Source organism: Rufibacter ruber (assembly GCF_001647275.1).
Classification (GTDB): Bacteria; Bacteroidota; Bacteroidia; order Cytophagales; family Hymenobacteraceae; genus Nibribacter; species Nibribacter ruber_C.
The window spans coordinates 1-13,817 of sequence record NZ_LRMM01000035.1 but is presented as its reverse complement, the minus strand read 5'-3'; the positions used below and the strand labels follow the sequence as shown (position 1 = coordinate 13,817).

The 13,817-nt window shown below is 52.0% G+C and carries 11 protein-coding genes; 10 read left to right on the top strand and 1 reads right to left on the bottom strand.

All coding sequences use genetic code 11. From position 1 onward, the window contains the following. Nucleotides 1-54: 54 nt before the first annotated feature. The gene (locus A8O25_RS13745; RefSeq protein WP_066835833.1) at nt 55-1,344 is read right to left on the bottom strand and encodes a MutS-related protein; all 1,290 of its coding nucleotides are present in this window, start codon (nt 1,342-1,344) and stop codon (nt 55-57) included. Nucleotides 1,345-1,570: 226 nt separating this feature from the next. Between A8O25_RS13745 and holA the strand changes: the two genes are divergently transcribed. From holA to trmB, 10 genes are all read left to right on the top strand, one after another. After that, complete coding sequence (gene holA / locus A8O25_RS13740) at nt 1,571-2,623, top strand: DNA polymerase III subunit delta (RefSeq protein ID WP_066835831.1); 1,053 nt, start codon at nt 1,571-1,573, stop codon at nt 2,621-2,623. Nucleotides 2,624-2,716: 93 nt separating this feature from the next. After that, nucleotides 2,717-3,082, top strand: coding sequence for a DUF4844 domain-containing protein (locus tag A8O25_RS13735; RefSeq protein ID WP_074987982.1), 366 nt, complete (start codon nt 2,717-2,719; stop codon nt 3,080-3,082). Nucleotides 3,083-3,362: 280 nt separating this feature from the next. Continuing rightward, nucleotides 3,363-6,404: a tetratricopeptide repeat protein gene (locus A8O25_RS13730; RefSeq protein WP_066835829.1), complete on the top strand. Its 3,042-nt coding sequence runs from the start codon at nt 3,363-3,365 to the stop codon at nt 6,402-6,404. Beyond that, the gene (locus A8O25_RS13725) at nt 6,401-8,077 is read left to right on the top strand and encodes a TonB-dependent receptor (RefSeq protein ID WP_066835827.1); all 1,677 of its coding nucleotides are present in this window, start codon (nt 6,401-6,403) and stop codon (nt 8,075-8,077) included. The genes A8O25_RS13730 and A8O25_RS13725 overlap by 4 nt, the downstream gene beginning before the upstream one ends. 156 nt (nt 8,078-8,233) lie before the next feature. Beyond that, a complete protein-coding gene (locus A8O25_RS13720) occupies nt 8,234-9,451 on the top strand; it encodes an HU domain-containing protein (RefSeq protein ID WP_066835826.1) in 1,218 nt (405 codons plus the stop codon). Nucleotide 9,452: 1 nt separating this feature from the next. After that, nucleotides 9,453-10,157 (top strand): MotA/TolQ/ExbB proton channel family protein, encoded by a 705-nt coding sequence (locus A8O25_RS13715; RefSeq protein WP_066835824.1) that lies wholly within the window; start codon nt 9,453-9,455, stop codon nt 10,155-10,157. Next, complete coding sequence (locus tag A8O25_RS13710; RefSeq protein ID WP_066835822.1) at nt 10,157-10,558, top strand: ExbD/TolR family protein; 402 nt, start codon at nt 10,157-10,159, stop codon at nt 10,556-10,558. Before A8O25_RS13715 ends, A8O25_RS13710 begins: the two co-directional genes overlap by 1 nt. An 8-nt stretch (nt 10,559-10,566) precedes the next feature. After that, nucleotides 10,567-11,418, top strand: a complete 852-nt coding sequence (locus tag A8O25_RS13705) for a hypothetical protein (RefSeq protein ID WP_153042750.1) — start codon at nt 10,567-10,569, stop codon at nt 11,416-11,418. 11 nt (nt 11,419-11,429) lie between these two features. Continuing rightward, the gene (locus A8O25_RS13700) at nt 11,430-12,722 is read left to right on the top strand and encodes a bifunctional folylpolyglutamate synthase/dihydrofolate synthase (RefSeq protein WP_066835818.1); all 1,293 of its coding nucleotides are present in this window, start codon (nt 11,430-11,432) and stop codon (nt 12,720-12,722) included. Nucleotides 12,723-12,725: 3 nt separating this feature from the next. Further along, nucleotides 12,726-13,382 carry a tRNA (guanosine(46)-N7)-methyltransferase TrmB gene (gene trmB, locus A8O25_RS13695; protein WP_066835816.1) on the top strand — a complete coding sequence of 219 codons (657 nt, stop codon included), beginning with the start codon at nt 12,726-12,728 and terminating at the stop codon, nt 13,380-13,382. Nucleotides 13,383-13,817: the final 435 nt, after the last annotated feature.

The window sequence follows — 13,817 nt, the reverse complement described above, 5'->3', positions numbered from 1 at the left end:
CGCTTACTGGGAAAGCGCGGTGCGGATTAATGTGAAGATGGGTAATCCAGTCAATTATTTCTTCAGTAACGCAGACAGCCCCACCTGCTCAAAGAGCACTTTGCCTATTTTCACATCAGTCCAGCCCTCTGCTAACTGATAGGTGAAAACAGGTTTTCCGTCAAGGAGAGCGCAGGGGATGTGGTATTTCTTGACATGCGGCGTCTGTATCTGCTGGTGCTCTTTCAGGTTCAGAAAATGGGTGGAGATAAAGAAAAGGCTGCCCTTAAGGGAACCTAGACCTTGTACGGTTTCCAGGAGAAGGGCTTGGGCGTCATCTGCGTTAGTGCCTTTGAAGATTTCATCAAAGACCACAAAGCAAGCCTTACCGGCTTGGGCTATCTTCACGGCTGTTTTCAGGGACAGGAGTTCATTCATGAAATGGCTATAGCCGCTTTCCAGGTTGTCTTTGCTGTTGATATTGATAGACAAGGCGGCATAAAAGGGAAGGGTGCACGCGGCAGCCGGAACCGCCATACCCAGCCGGGCCAGGTAGACGCAGATACTGATGGATTTGAGCAAAGTAGATTTACCGCTCATATTGGGCCCGGTGAGCAGGACCACGTTCTCAGATTTGGTCAGGGAAATGGAATTTTTGACCGGAGCTTTTAGAAGCGGGTGGTAAAAGTCTTTCAGATTAAAAACACCTTCCTGAAACTGAGGAAAAACAAATCCCTGCTTCTGAATCCCTTTGGCAACGGAGAAATACGCCTCAAACAGAAAGAGAAACTCCCAGGCGGCGGTCAGCAGGCCCGGGGCGAGGTGCTGTAGCTTTACTTCATACTCAAGGGCCTGGGCATTGGAAAATGTATTCTGTTTAATGAAGTTGCTGAACCTCTGCACTTCGGCCTGCTTAATAAAGGTATTAAAAGAGTGGAGGGCTGGCTGAAAGGAGCTGGGAAAGCTGTCTTTGCTTAACCGGCTGAAAAAGCGGGAATAAAGATGGTCAAACAGCAGTATCAATTGAACCACTTTTGACTTCTTCTGCCGGACTTCCTTTTCTTGGAAAAGTAACGTGAACTGCTTGCCTAGCAGACGTTGGGGTTCATGAGGGTCCTGCTGGAGCAGTTGGGTGCTGTAGGCGTGGGCTTCCCTGAAGTCAATGTTCTGGTAGTTGTAATGCTCCAGATGTGGCCAGTTGGCGAGAAATGCTTTTATGGTTTCCTGCCGCTCCAGCACGCCTGCCAGGGTGGCCGGGACATCAGAAAAGAGCTTCTGCAACCGTTTCCGGCTCAGGTCTGTGTTGGTGTAGTCAAAGAAGGGCAGAATACTTTGGGCACCATCTAAATCCTGAACAAGCTGCATAGCCAAACCAGAGGGATGAGGGGGAATACAAGTAGAAGTAAATAAATAACTGTAGGTGACTCTGACTTAGTATGCTGGGCGGTGATTTTCTGTTTATGGCCTGTTTTCTGAAGAACAGACCCAAAACGCATTTCTTTAATTTCTGCCGCCATCTGCTGGTTTCCTTTCTAATCAATGGTAACTTTGGGTGCCCAAACCCGCATTACCTTATCTCTTTGCACACCCCATGGCCCTGACCGCAGAAGACATCTTAAAGCAACTCAAGAACCGTGAATTCGCCCCGGTGTATTTTCTGCAGGGCGAAGAACCGTATTACATAGACCTCATCTCTGACTATATAGAGCAGCACGCGCTCAATGACATGGAGAAGGGCTTCAACCAGGTGGTCATGTACGGCAAAGACGTTGATGTGCCCACGGTGCTGCTGCAGGCCAAGCGGTTCCCCATGATGAGTGACCGCCAGGTGGTGATTGTGAAAGAGGCGCAGAACCTGGCCAACCTGGAGGCCGACCCTGAGAAAGACCCGGCCGCCCGGCAGCTGGATGCGTATTTGAACAATCCGCTGCCGTCTACCATTCTGGTGTTCTGCCACAAGCACAAAGTGCTGGACGGGCGCAAGCGGCTGGCCAAGCTGCTCACCAAAAATGCGGTGCTCCTCACTACCAAAAAACTGTACGAGAACCAGGTCCCTGCCTGGATCAGCCAGTTCATCAAGAGTAAAAACCTGCTGGCCACGCCGCAGGCGGTCATGATGCTGGGGGAGTATATTGGCGCTGATTTATCACGGCTGGCCAATGAGATTGAGAAACTGGCCATCAACCTGAAGCCGGGGCAGACCATTGATGAAGGGTTGGTGCAGGAGAATATTGGCATTAGCAAAGAATACAACATCTTTGAGCTGCAGAATGCCATAACGAGGCAGGACGTGCTCAAAGCCAACCGGATTTTGAATTACTTTGAGTCCAACCCCAAGGATAACCCTCTCATCCCGAATCTGGTGCTGCTGTTTTCCTTCTTCTCTAAGCTGCTGACCCTGCACTTGCTACCGCAGGTAAACGAGCAGACGGTGGCCAAGAGCCTGGGGAACCGTGGTTTCCTGGCCAAGGAATATATGCAGGCGCTCAGAAATTACCCCTATGGGCGGGTGCTTCAGATCATAGGGTTTATTCACCAGGCAGATTTGCAGAGCAAAGGGATTACCGGAGGGAGCATGGCAGATGCCGCTATTCTAAAGGAGTTGGTGTTCAAGGTGCTGCATCCTATACCGGGGAGCAGGTAAGGGCAACGCCACAAAATAACCTAATGTGCCCTCCTTTGTGACAAACTGGTATTTTCCCGCCTTTTTTCCTGTGTACTTTTAATTGAGAACAACATGACCATTCCAGAAAAGGCTATCAGCGACCTGGATCTTTTTAAATCTGCTTCAAAGTTTGATCAGGACACGGTGCGGACTTTTTATCCCGGACTTGCAGATCCTGAGGTTAAACCATTGCTGACAGACCTCATTAACCAGTCAGTTGATGATTTTAAAGAAGTGGCAGTGAGTGATCAGCCCACTGAGAAGCAGTTTCAGGAGAAAATCAGCATTGGCCTGTCAAGGTTTACCCCGCTTCAACTGGATACTGAAGACAGGGAAAGGGTCTGCGCCTACTATGAAGAACTCATGGACATGGTGGGGCTGGAGAGCTCAGGGGGCATCCTGAACAACTGGATGTACGGTTTTGACCCTGCTCCCTGACACAGGGGCAGCACTTGGGCCTGATGATCAGCAGAAAACCCTAGAGAAACCATCTTTGCCGTTTCTGTTTTCAGGCTGTTTTCAGGAAAACAGCCCGAAAACAGAAACAAATAGTAGAAGCGGCAGATGCTAAAGCAGCGGGTTGCAACGTTGTGCTAGCACGGATAGAAATGAATTTTAGCTGCCGCTTACCCACATTTTTTCTATTTTTGAAGGACGGGCAACCAGAAAGGCGCCAACCCAGGCTTCTTTCACGGCAAATGCCTAAATCCAATACACTATGAAACTACCTCACAAGTTTGCCTTGGCCACGGCCTTGCTGGGTGGAGCCCACGCTGCGCAGGCGCAGCAGCCTCTCACGTTTACGTCTGAGGAGCGGTTCTTTCAGGAAGGGCTGGAGTTGTTTGACCGCGAGAAATACGGTGCCGCCCAACAAGCCTTCGCCCAGTACATCCGCCTTATCAATGACCCCACCAAAACCGCAGATGCCCAATACTACTACGCGGTAAGCGGTTTACACCTGTTTCACCCAGACGCAGAGCAGCTGGTGCTGCAGTTTGCCGCCCGGTACCCGGCGCACCCCAAGGCAGCCGTAGCCTTCTTTGAGCTGGGTACGTCGTTCTTTGACAAGAAGAACTATGACAAAGCCATTCAGTACCTGGAGCAGGCGCCGGCAGACCGCTTAGATGAGGCCCAGCTGAAAGAGTCTGAGTTCAAGCTGGGTTACTCGTATTTCTCCAAGAAAAACTTCACCAAAGCCAAGCTGCTGTTTGACCGCAACAAGAAAGGCAACCACCGCTACTCCTATGCCTCCAGCTATTACGCCGGTTACCTCGCGTACCGCGAAGGCGACTACATTGGGGCCAAGCTGGACCTGAAAGTGGCTGAGCGGGATGATAATTACCGCACCATTGTGCCCTACATGCTCACGGAGGTTCTCTACAAAGAAGGCAACTTTGCTGAAGTGATCAGCTACGGCGAAAAGTCTTTGCAGATGACACCCAAAGTGCAGAACCCAGACGAGATAGAGCTGCTGGTAGGGGATGCTTACTTCCAGCGCAATGACTTCAAAACCGCCTCGCAGTATTTCAGGAACTACGCAGAGGGCAAGAAGACGCTGGACAAGACAGTGCAGTACAAGATGGGCTTCGCCGATTACAAGAACAACGACATCAAGGGCGCCATCAATAATCTAAAGGCTGTTGCGTTCCATTCAGATTCGCTGGGTCAGAATGCGTCTTACCACCTGGGGTTGAGCTACCTCAAAGACAACAACAAGCAGTTTGCCCTGGGCGCATTTGACCAGGCCCGCAAACTGAACATTGACAAGAATGTAAAAGAGGGCGCCACCGTCAAATATGCGCAGCTGAACTATGAGCTGGGTAATTTCTCTGAGGTGATCAGTTCCCTGTCTTCGTTCAGCAAAGATTTTCCCAACTCCAAATTTGCAGATGAGGCAGATGATATCCTGAGTGAGGCCTACCTCAACTCCAACAATTACCTGGAAGCCATAGCGCACATAGAGAAACTGCCGCGCCGCAGCCACCGCATCAATGAGACGTACCAGCGGGTAACGTACTACCAGGCGGTAAAACTGTACAATGACCAGCTGTTCCAGCAGGCGGTGCAGATGCTGGACAAGTCACTGGGCTTCCCGTATGACAAGGAGATACAGGCCGCCAGCAACTTCCTGAAAGGGGAGGCCTATTCTATTGGGCAGCGCTGGCCCCAGGCCATTGTCAGCTACGGGGCCGTGTTCCAGACCCCCAATTCCGGGCGCACAGAGTATTATGTGAAGTCGCGCTACGGTATAGGGTATGCGTACTACAATGACAAGCAGTATGAGAAGGCGCTGGTGCATTTCAAGGCGTACCTGAACGACAATACCATCAAGGCCGGCAACCCCAACTATGCAGATGCCATGATCCGGTTGGCAGACTGTTATTATGTGACCAAAGATTACAGCCAGGCCCTGAACTGGTATGACCAGGCACTGGCCGCCAAGTCCATTGACTCTGACTATGTGCTGTTCCAGCGCGGGGTGGTGTATAACCTGACCAACCGCCGGGATCAGGCCATCCAGAGTTTGCAGACGCTGCTGAAATCATACCCAAGATCCCGCTACGCAGATGACGCGGTGTACCAGAAAGGGATCATTGATTTTGAAAACTCCAACTACGCCCCGGCCATTGCCAGTTTCAGTGATTTGATTGACAACCGCTCTGGCAGCACGCTGGTGCCGCAAGCCCTGCAGAAACGCGGGGTGGCGTATATGAACCTGCGCAAGCCAACAGAGGCCATCGCAGATTTCAAACGGGTAATTGACCAGTACCCAACGCACCCCATCGCCAACAATGCAATTTACTCGCTGCAGGAGGCGCTGGGGTCTAACAACCAGACCGAGCAACTGGATACCTATCTGACCAAATTCAAAGCGGCTAACCCAGAAAGCGACGCCCTGGAAAGCGTTGAGTTTGAAGCGGCTAAATCCCTTTACTTTAATGAGAAGTACAAGCAGGCCATTCCTAAGTTTGAAGCTTTCCTGAAGACATACCCGGCAAGTGCCTCTGTGGCCAACGCCCGTTATTTCCTGGGAGACTCTTACTGGCGGGCTGGTGACAAGGCCAACGCCCTGCGCAGCCTGAAAGAGGTGGCCATTGAAGGAAAGTCTGAGTACCTGAGCCGGGCTCTGCAACGCGTGGCCGATATGGAGTTTGAGAACGGCAACTTCGGCGAAGCCGCCGCATTCTATTCCCGCCTGCGTGATGTGGCCGCTAACAAGAAGGAGCAGGCCAACGCGCTGATGGGCTTGATGAAGAGCTTCTACTTCACCAATGACTTCAACAACACCATTTTAATTGCAGATGAGCTCATTGCCCGCGGTAACTCCACGCTGAATGCCTATAACTCGGCATTGCTGTACAGAGGCAAAGCCAATTACGCGCTGAACCGCCTTGATCAGGCGGCCAAGGAGTTCAGCACTGCGGCCACCTCGGCCACTGATGTAAACGGGGCTGAGGCGCATTTCCTGTTGTCTGAGGTGTACTTCAGGCAGAAGAAATACAAAGAAGCGCTAGACAACGCCTTCGCCTTCAGCAACGCCTTTGCCGATTATGATTTCTGGCTGGGTAAAACCTTCCTGCTCATCTCTGACATCTATGTGGTGCAGAATGAGGCCTTTCAGGCGAAATCTACTTTGCAGTCAATTATAGAGGGAGCCACCAACCAGGAGATTGTGGAAGAGGCCAAAACCAAGCTGGCCGAACTGGAAAAAAATACCGTTACCGCTCCATCTTCCACTCCAAACGATTCAAAAAAATGAGAAATACAGCTAGACTAGCAGGCATCTCTGCGCTTTTCTTAGTGGGCTTGCTTCCGGCCGCCCAGGCGCAGCAAACCGGTTGGGGCGAAGGCAACAAACTGGAGAGCACTGAGATTGTGGTAGAGAAGAACCGTGTGATTGAACTGCCGGAGGCCAACCGGAACTTTGAGAAGTTCAGGATTGACCCGCCGCAGCTGCAGGACCGCAATGTGACCTACCGTTTCAATGAGTACCGCTTACCCGAGCATTTCATTAACCTGCCCATGCGCGTGCTGACCATACGCCAGGAGGAGCTTTCTAAACTGTACGGCAACTACGTGAAAGGCGGCTTTGGGAATTACGGGACCGTCTATGCCCGCGGCTATTTCCATAACAAGCGCAGTGACAAAGCCTCTTTTGGGGCAGAGGTGGGGCACCTGTCTTCGGCCAACGGGCCGGTAGAGAACTCCGGCGCGGCCAGCAGCTTCTTGCAGGCCCACGGCGACATGTACCAGGGCAACCTGACTTTTGGCGGCCGCCTGCGCTATGAGCGGGACATGCGCCACTTTTACGGCTATGACCAGTCACAGGAGATTACGCCTGACACCCTCAAGCAGATCTACAACCGTTTTGCGGTAGAGGGGCACTTCAACAACCTCATAGATGTGAAGTCGGGCTTGAAGTATGAGGGGAAAGTGGGGCTCCACTACACCGGAGATAACTATAACGCCAAAGAGACGCACCTCTTTGCCGGTGCCAAGACCAGCTACAACCTGAGCAAAGAATCAAATATCCTGGTAGACATTGACCTGGCGTACACCAACCTGGAGGGGCTGGAGAAGCATGGCCGCGGCTTCTTTAAGGTACGGCCCGCCTACACCCGCCAGTTAGATAAACTGGGACTGGTACTGGGGGCTACCATTGCCTACACCGGAGATACCATCAATGACGCCCGCAAATTCAATGTATACCCGGCGCTGGAGGCTACTTTCCAGGCTATTGAGAACAAACTGGTCCTGTTTGCCGGTGCCGGCGGGGATTTGCAGCGCACCACTCTGTACAGCCTCAGCCAGGAGAACCCGTTCCTGAACCACAACCAGTACATAGCTGACGTGAACAAGGGCTTGGAGTTCTACGGCGGGGTGAACGGGAGCATTGGCCGCTTTGTCTCCTTTACCGGTAGAGTGGCGCACCAGAGCTACCGCAACCTGTACTTCTACAACAACGCGTTTGGAAGAGATTCAGCCAAATTTGACCTGGTGTATGATGACGGCGTGACCAAGGTGCTCAACATTTTTGGGCAGCTGACCTTTAACCAGTCAGAAGATTTACGCATTGGAATCAAAGCTGAAAGCAACAGCTATTCAACCGCCTCGCTAGAAGAGCCTTATCACCGCCCAGAAATGGTGGTGACCGCTTTCGGGTCGTATAATCTTTACAATAAGATTCTCTTGAACACCGAACTTTACTATATTAGCAGTTCGTTTGGGCGGATCTTCCGGGAAGATGGGACTTCTGCGCTGCGCGAAACCGACTCGGTGATTGACCTCAATCTGAAGGCCGACTACCGTTTCTCGCCGCGTTTCTCTGTGTTCCTGATGGGTAACAACCTGCTGAGCAACAAATACCAGCGTCTGGTAAATTACCCAACCCAGGGAATATCTGTGCTGGGCGGAGCTACTTATTCATTTTAAGTAGAGACTTTTCTTTACGGCATAAGCCGCTGTTTTAGGCCTGTTTTTGCAAAACAGCCTAAAACAGGAAAAGTAAGCCGAAGAGACAAACAAGTACGGCTGAGGGCAGAGAGGGTTTAAATAAACTTTTATCTGCTGACAGTCATTGAAAAACATATGGTTCAAGGGCACATTAAATCTTTGCTTTACGCGTATGACTGCGTGATCATTCCAGACTTTGGGGGATTGATCACGCATTATGCGCACGCCAAAATCCATCCGGTAAAACACACCTTCACGCCGCCGTCAAAGCGTATTGCGTTCAATGAGCAGCTCCAGGTCAATGACGGTCTCCTGATTACCACGCTTGCCCACCGGCAGCAGTGGCCTCTGGCGCAGGCCCAGCAGGCGGTATCTGAGTTTGTGCGTGACCTGAAACAACAGCTCCAGACCCAGCACCGCTTTGAGCTGCAAGACGTGGGGGTGTTCAGGTACAACGCTGAGCGCAAACTGGTGTTTGAAAGCCTGGAGGAGGAGAATTTCCTGGAGCACAGCTTTGGGCTGCCAGAACTGGTGTCTAGGCCCATTCTTGGGAAAGAGACGCTGGTGCTGCGGGGTAAATACGCAGACCAAACCGCTGGCGGCACAGCCGAGGGCAAGAAACCGGTTTCGCGGTTGCGCCGCCTGTACCGCGTTGGGGCGAGCCTGGTGATAGGCGGGTTGTCTCTGTCTGCCGTTTACCTGTACACGTTACAGGCAGATGTGGCGTTAAGCTCATTAAACCCGTTTACGCTGCTCTCTGCGAGCGCCCCGGCTGTTCCTGCGGTTGATTCTAGCGCACAAATATCTGATTTAGACGCCTTTGATGCGCAGCAGTTAACGGAACAATATACCTCACAGCTGGCAGAACCCACCCTAGAGGAAGAGCTGGCCGCTGAAGATGTACTTTTGGCTGATTTTCCGAAAAGTAGCCCGGAAACAGAAACCCCAAAAGATGACTGGGCAGCTGCACCTCAAGCAAAGGTTGAAGTAGCTGCCGCCCCAGTGAAAGCAGAAAAGGCCGCGCCGGCCGTGGTTGCCCCGGTGGCCAAGGTGGAGAAAAAAGTTTCGGCGCCCGCCGAGGTGAAAGAAAATGCCGCTACCGGTTCTACAATTAAAACCCGGACGGGACGTTTCTACGTCATCATGGGCGTTTTTGCGCAGGACGGATACGCTGAAATGAACCAGAAGCGTCTGCAGAAAAAAGGCTACGAGGCCAAGATTGTGGTGACCGCCCATGACAGAAAGCGTCAGCGCGTCTCAGTTGCTGACTATAGCACCGCCGAAGAGGCGCAAGCTGCCCTGCCAGCGTTGCGCAGTAAAATAAGCCAAGAACTTTGGGTATTAAACTATTAACATGAACGCGTTCCTACTTCAGATTACTGCTCCTACTGCCGTTGACACCACTGCCGCCGCTGTTGGCGCAGAAGCCACCCAAGAATCAGTTTCGTTGCTGGATCTCGCCCTGAACGGCGGGTGGGCAATGATTCCGTTGGTGATTCTTTCGCTGGTAGCCATTTACATTTTTGTGGAGCGGTACCTTACTATTCAGAAAGCGGCTAAAAACCCCAATGATTTTGTAGGCAGACTGAAAGGACTGGTGCTGGCTGGAGACGTGCAGGGCGCCCGAATGCTATGTGCCCAGACCAATTCCCCCATTTCCCGCATGCTGGAGAAAGGGATTTCGCGCATTGGCCAGCCGCTGAAAAGCATTGAAGCCTCTATTGAGAACGTAGGAAAGATTGAGATTGCCCGCCTGGAGAAGAACCTGTCTGGTTTGGCTACCGTGGCCGGTGCCGCCCCCATGCTGGGCTTCCTGGGTACGGTAACGGGTATGATTTCCGCCTTTATCGCCATTGCCCAGGCAGAAGGGTCTGTGAGCCCGCAGCTGTTGTCTGGCGGTATCTATGAGGCCATGGTGACCACGGCCACTGGTTTGATCATTGGTCTGCCTGCCTATGTGGGCTACAACTTTCTGGTGTCAAAGATTGACAGCATTGTGCATGACATGGAGTACAGCTCTATTGAGTTCATTGATCTGTTACAAGAACCGCAAGCCTGATGAATTTACGCTCCAAAAATAAGGTCAACCCAGACTTCAACATGTCATCAATGACAGACATTATCTTTCTGTTGTTGATCTTCTTCATGTTGACCTCCAGCTTTGTGACGCCTACGGGCATGCCGGTGAGTCTGCCTTCCAGCGCCTCTACCAGCATTGTGATGGAGAAAACCAATGTGACCATCACCAAAGACCTGCAGTACTTCCTGAACGACCAGCCCACGTCGTTAGAAGCCTTGCCGGCCGCCCTGGAGCAGGCTCTGTCTGGAACTGAACAGGGGCAGGGGGTTGTTGTTCTGAACGTAGACAAATCTGTTCCCGTAGAATATTTTGTAAAGGTGGCCGGCATGGCAGCCAAGCTGAATGCCAAAATCAGTATTGCCGCTGAACAAGCTGAATAAACAAAACTATGTTAGCCGTAACCGCACAAGAGAAAAAGGACCAGCGAATCGCGATGGCGGTGAGCGTGGCCGTGCACGTGCTTTTGCTGCTGTTCCTGTTTTATATGCTGGCCTGGAAAGCCAATGACCCGCCGGTGTTGCCCGAAGGAGGAATTGAAATCTCCTACGGAACCACAGATGCCGGTAGCGGTGATGTCAACAGCAAAGCCACGCCTAATGACTCTCCCAACCCAGAAGACAGCAAACCCGCGGCAGAAGCCCCTGAAACCGTGCCAACCCCGGTGGCAGAAGCCAAACCCCAACCCACCATTGCCGCAGAACCTGCCAAAGTAGTGACTTCCCCGGTAGAGTCGCCGGTAAGTGTGAAGGAGGTGGAGAAACCAACGCCCGAGCCTCCCAAAGAGGAAGTGAAGAAAGTTGATTCCCGCGCTTTATTCCCCGGCAAATCGAAGGCCGGTGCCGGTAACGGAACCGCCGGAACCAGCAACAAGCCCACCGGCAACAACAACGGCGATGAAGGCGTGGTTGGCGACAAAGGCAAACCTGAAGGCCTTTACCCGGGAAAGAAAACCGGCAACGGCGGTAGCGGGGGCGGCTCCCTGAACATGCCCGGCTGGCGCTATGATATCACGCCCAAGACTGACCCGTATGAGAACGAAAGCGGACGGGTGGTTTTCAGCATTAAGATTAATGCCGAAGGGGAGTTGGTCAATATTGATGTGGTGGAAAGCAATGTGAGCCCACAAGTTGTGAACTGGTACAAAGGCCAGATTCAGAAAACCACCTTCAGCAGAATCAAAGGCGACAACCCCAGCTCAGGCGCCACCGGAACCATCACCTTTATCATCAGATCCAACTAACCGCTGGCCTCGTGACCTACGAACAAGCCTTAGAATACCTCTACCAGCAGTTGCCGATGTTTCACCGCATCGGCAACGCTGCTTTTAAGAAGAGCCTGGACAACATCATTGCCCTTACGAAAGCACTGGATAATCCTCAGCAGCACTTTAAGACGGTGCACGTGGCGGGCACCAACGGCAAAGGCAGCTCCTCTTCCATGCTGGCCGCCATTTTACAGGCGGCTGGTTATAAAACCGGCCTCTACACCTCGCCCCACCTGAAAGAGTTTACGGAACGCGTACGGGTGAACGGGGAGATGATCAGCAAAGAGAACGTGACGCGCTTCACAGAGCGGCACCAGCAGCTGTTTGAGCAGGTAAAACCTTCTTTCTTTGAGATGACGGTGGCATTGGCCTTTGATCATTTCGCAGCCGAGGAAGTGGACATTGCCATTATTGAAGTAGGACTGGGCGGAAGGCTAGACTCTACCAACATCATCACACCGCTGGTGTCCCTGATCACCAACATTGGCCTGGACCACCAGGCACTGCTGGGGAATACGTTAGAGGAGATAGCCGGCGAGAAAGCGGGCATCATCAAACCCGGTGTACCGGCCGTTGTGAGCTCCACCCAACCGTCAGTTTCAGCGGTTTTTGCGAAAAAGAGCCAGGAAACGCAAAGCCCGCTTTTGTTTGCTGATCAAATCTATGGAGTAGTGCCAAAGGGAACCGCAGGTATGTACTCCCTGTTTGATGTCTACCTAAAGGAACAGTTGTGGCTGGAGGGATTAGAGGTGTCTCTCTTAGGCAATTATCAGCAACAAAACCTGGCAGGGGTGCTGGCCACGGTGGTTGAATTAAGACACCAGGGCTATGCCATTTCAGATGAGCAGATCAGGGAGGGATTGCGCAACATTCAAGCGCTTACAGGGTTACAGGGTCGTTGGCAGGTGCTGGCTGAGAAGCCGCTGACCATCTGTGACACCGGCCATAACATAGACGGTCTTACCCAGGTGGTGAAACAGTTGTTGGCCTTGAAGCGGCGGCAGGTGCATTTTGTGTTTGGGGCCGTCAATGACAAGGACATTAGGAGTGTGCTCAGGCTGTTGCCGGTGGCTTACCGCTACTACTTCTGCCAGGCCCAGATCCCCAGGGCCCTGCCGGTGCAGGAGTTGTGGGAGGAGGCGCAGTTTGCCGGTCTCAAAGGCCACGCGTACCCCACCGTGGAAGACGCTATTCTGGCCGCCAAAGCCTTTGCCCAGGAAGATGAGGTAATTTTCATTGGCGGTAGTACCTTTGTGGTCGCGGAAATTCCCGAACTATAATACATGGGCAGAGGTAAACAAGAGAAATTTGCAGTCAACGCCACCCGGGCGAACATAGTAGAACCAGGCAAAGAAAATTACGAACAGCTGAGGGGCCGCTGGAACCAGGATTTCTTCCCTCAGGACCAGCCGCTGGTGCTGGAGGTAGGTTGCGGCAAAGGCGAATACACCGTGGGCATGGCCTCAAAATTCCCGGAGAAGAACTTTCTGGGCATTGACATCAAAGGCAACCGCATCTGGAAGGGCAGTACCCTGGCCCTGGAGGGGGAACTGACCAATGTGGGTTTCCTGCGCACTTTCATTGAAAATATTGACCAGCATTTTGGTGAGCAGGAGGTGTCTGAGATCTGGATTACGTTTCCTGACCCCCAGCCCCGTAAGCGCGACATCAAACGCCGCCTCACCTCGCCCCGCTTCCTGGAGATGTACCACCGCCTTCTTAAGCCAGGCGGAAAAATCCACCTCAAAACCGACAGCGAACTGTTGTTCGACTATACCCTGGAGGTTCTGGAAGAAAGTAAGGCACAAGGGTTGATCTTTACCAAAGACCTCTACCAGTCTGATCTGCAGGAGCACACCATGGGCATCTACACCACCTTTGAGAAAACGTATCTGGAGAAGGGTGTTCCTATTAAATACCTGCAGTACTCTGTGGGGTAACGGGTTGTTTTGGAGCTAGCCTTACTGTTCCGTTTCCGGGCTGTTTTCTGAAAAACAGCCCGGAAACGGAAACTCGCATCACATAGTCAGTAATTTTTTCTCCATGAGATTATTTGAATAAACCTTCTCTTTTGGACTTATTCCTGTCGCAACGCAAGCGTTCGCTTGCGCTAACGTTTCCGGTCTGCTTTTCTAAAAACAGCCCGGAAACGCAAGTTCCACAAAAGGAACCAGATGCACACATCCGCCAGGGAATTAGAAATTAACAGTAAACAGCTTCCTGAATTTTGCCATAACAAGCTTTCATAATGCTGATAATTCCTGCGGGCGTGATTTTGTTTGTATCGCTCCTATGGTCATTAGCAGCAAAAGCACGGCTTTATCTAAAATAAACCCCCTCTTCTGTTTTTGCTGTTTTCTGAAAAACAGGCCAAA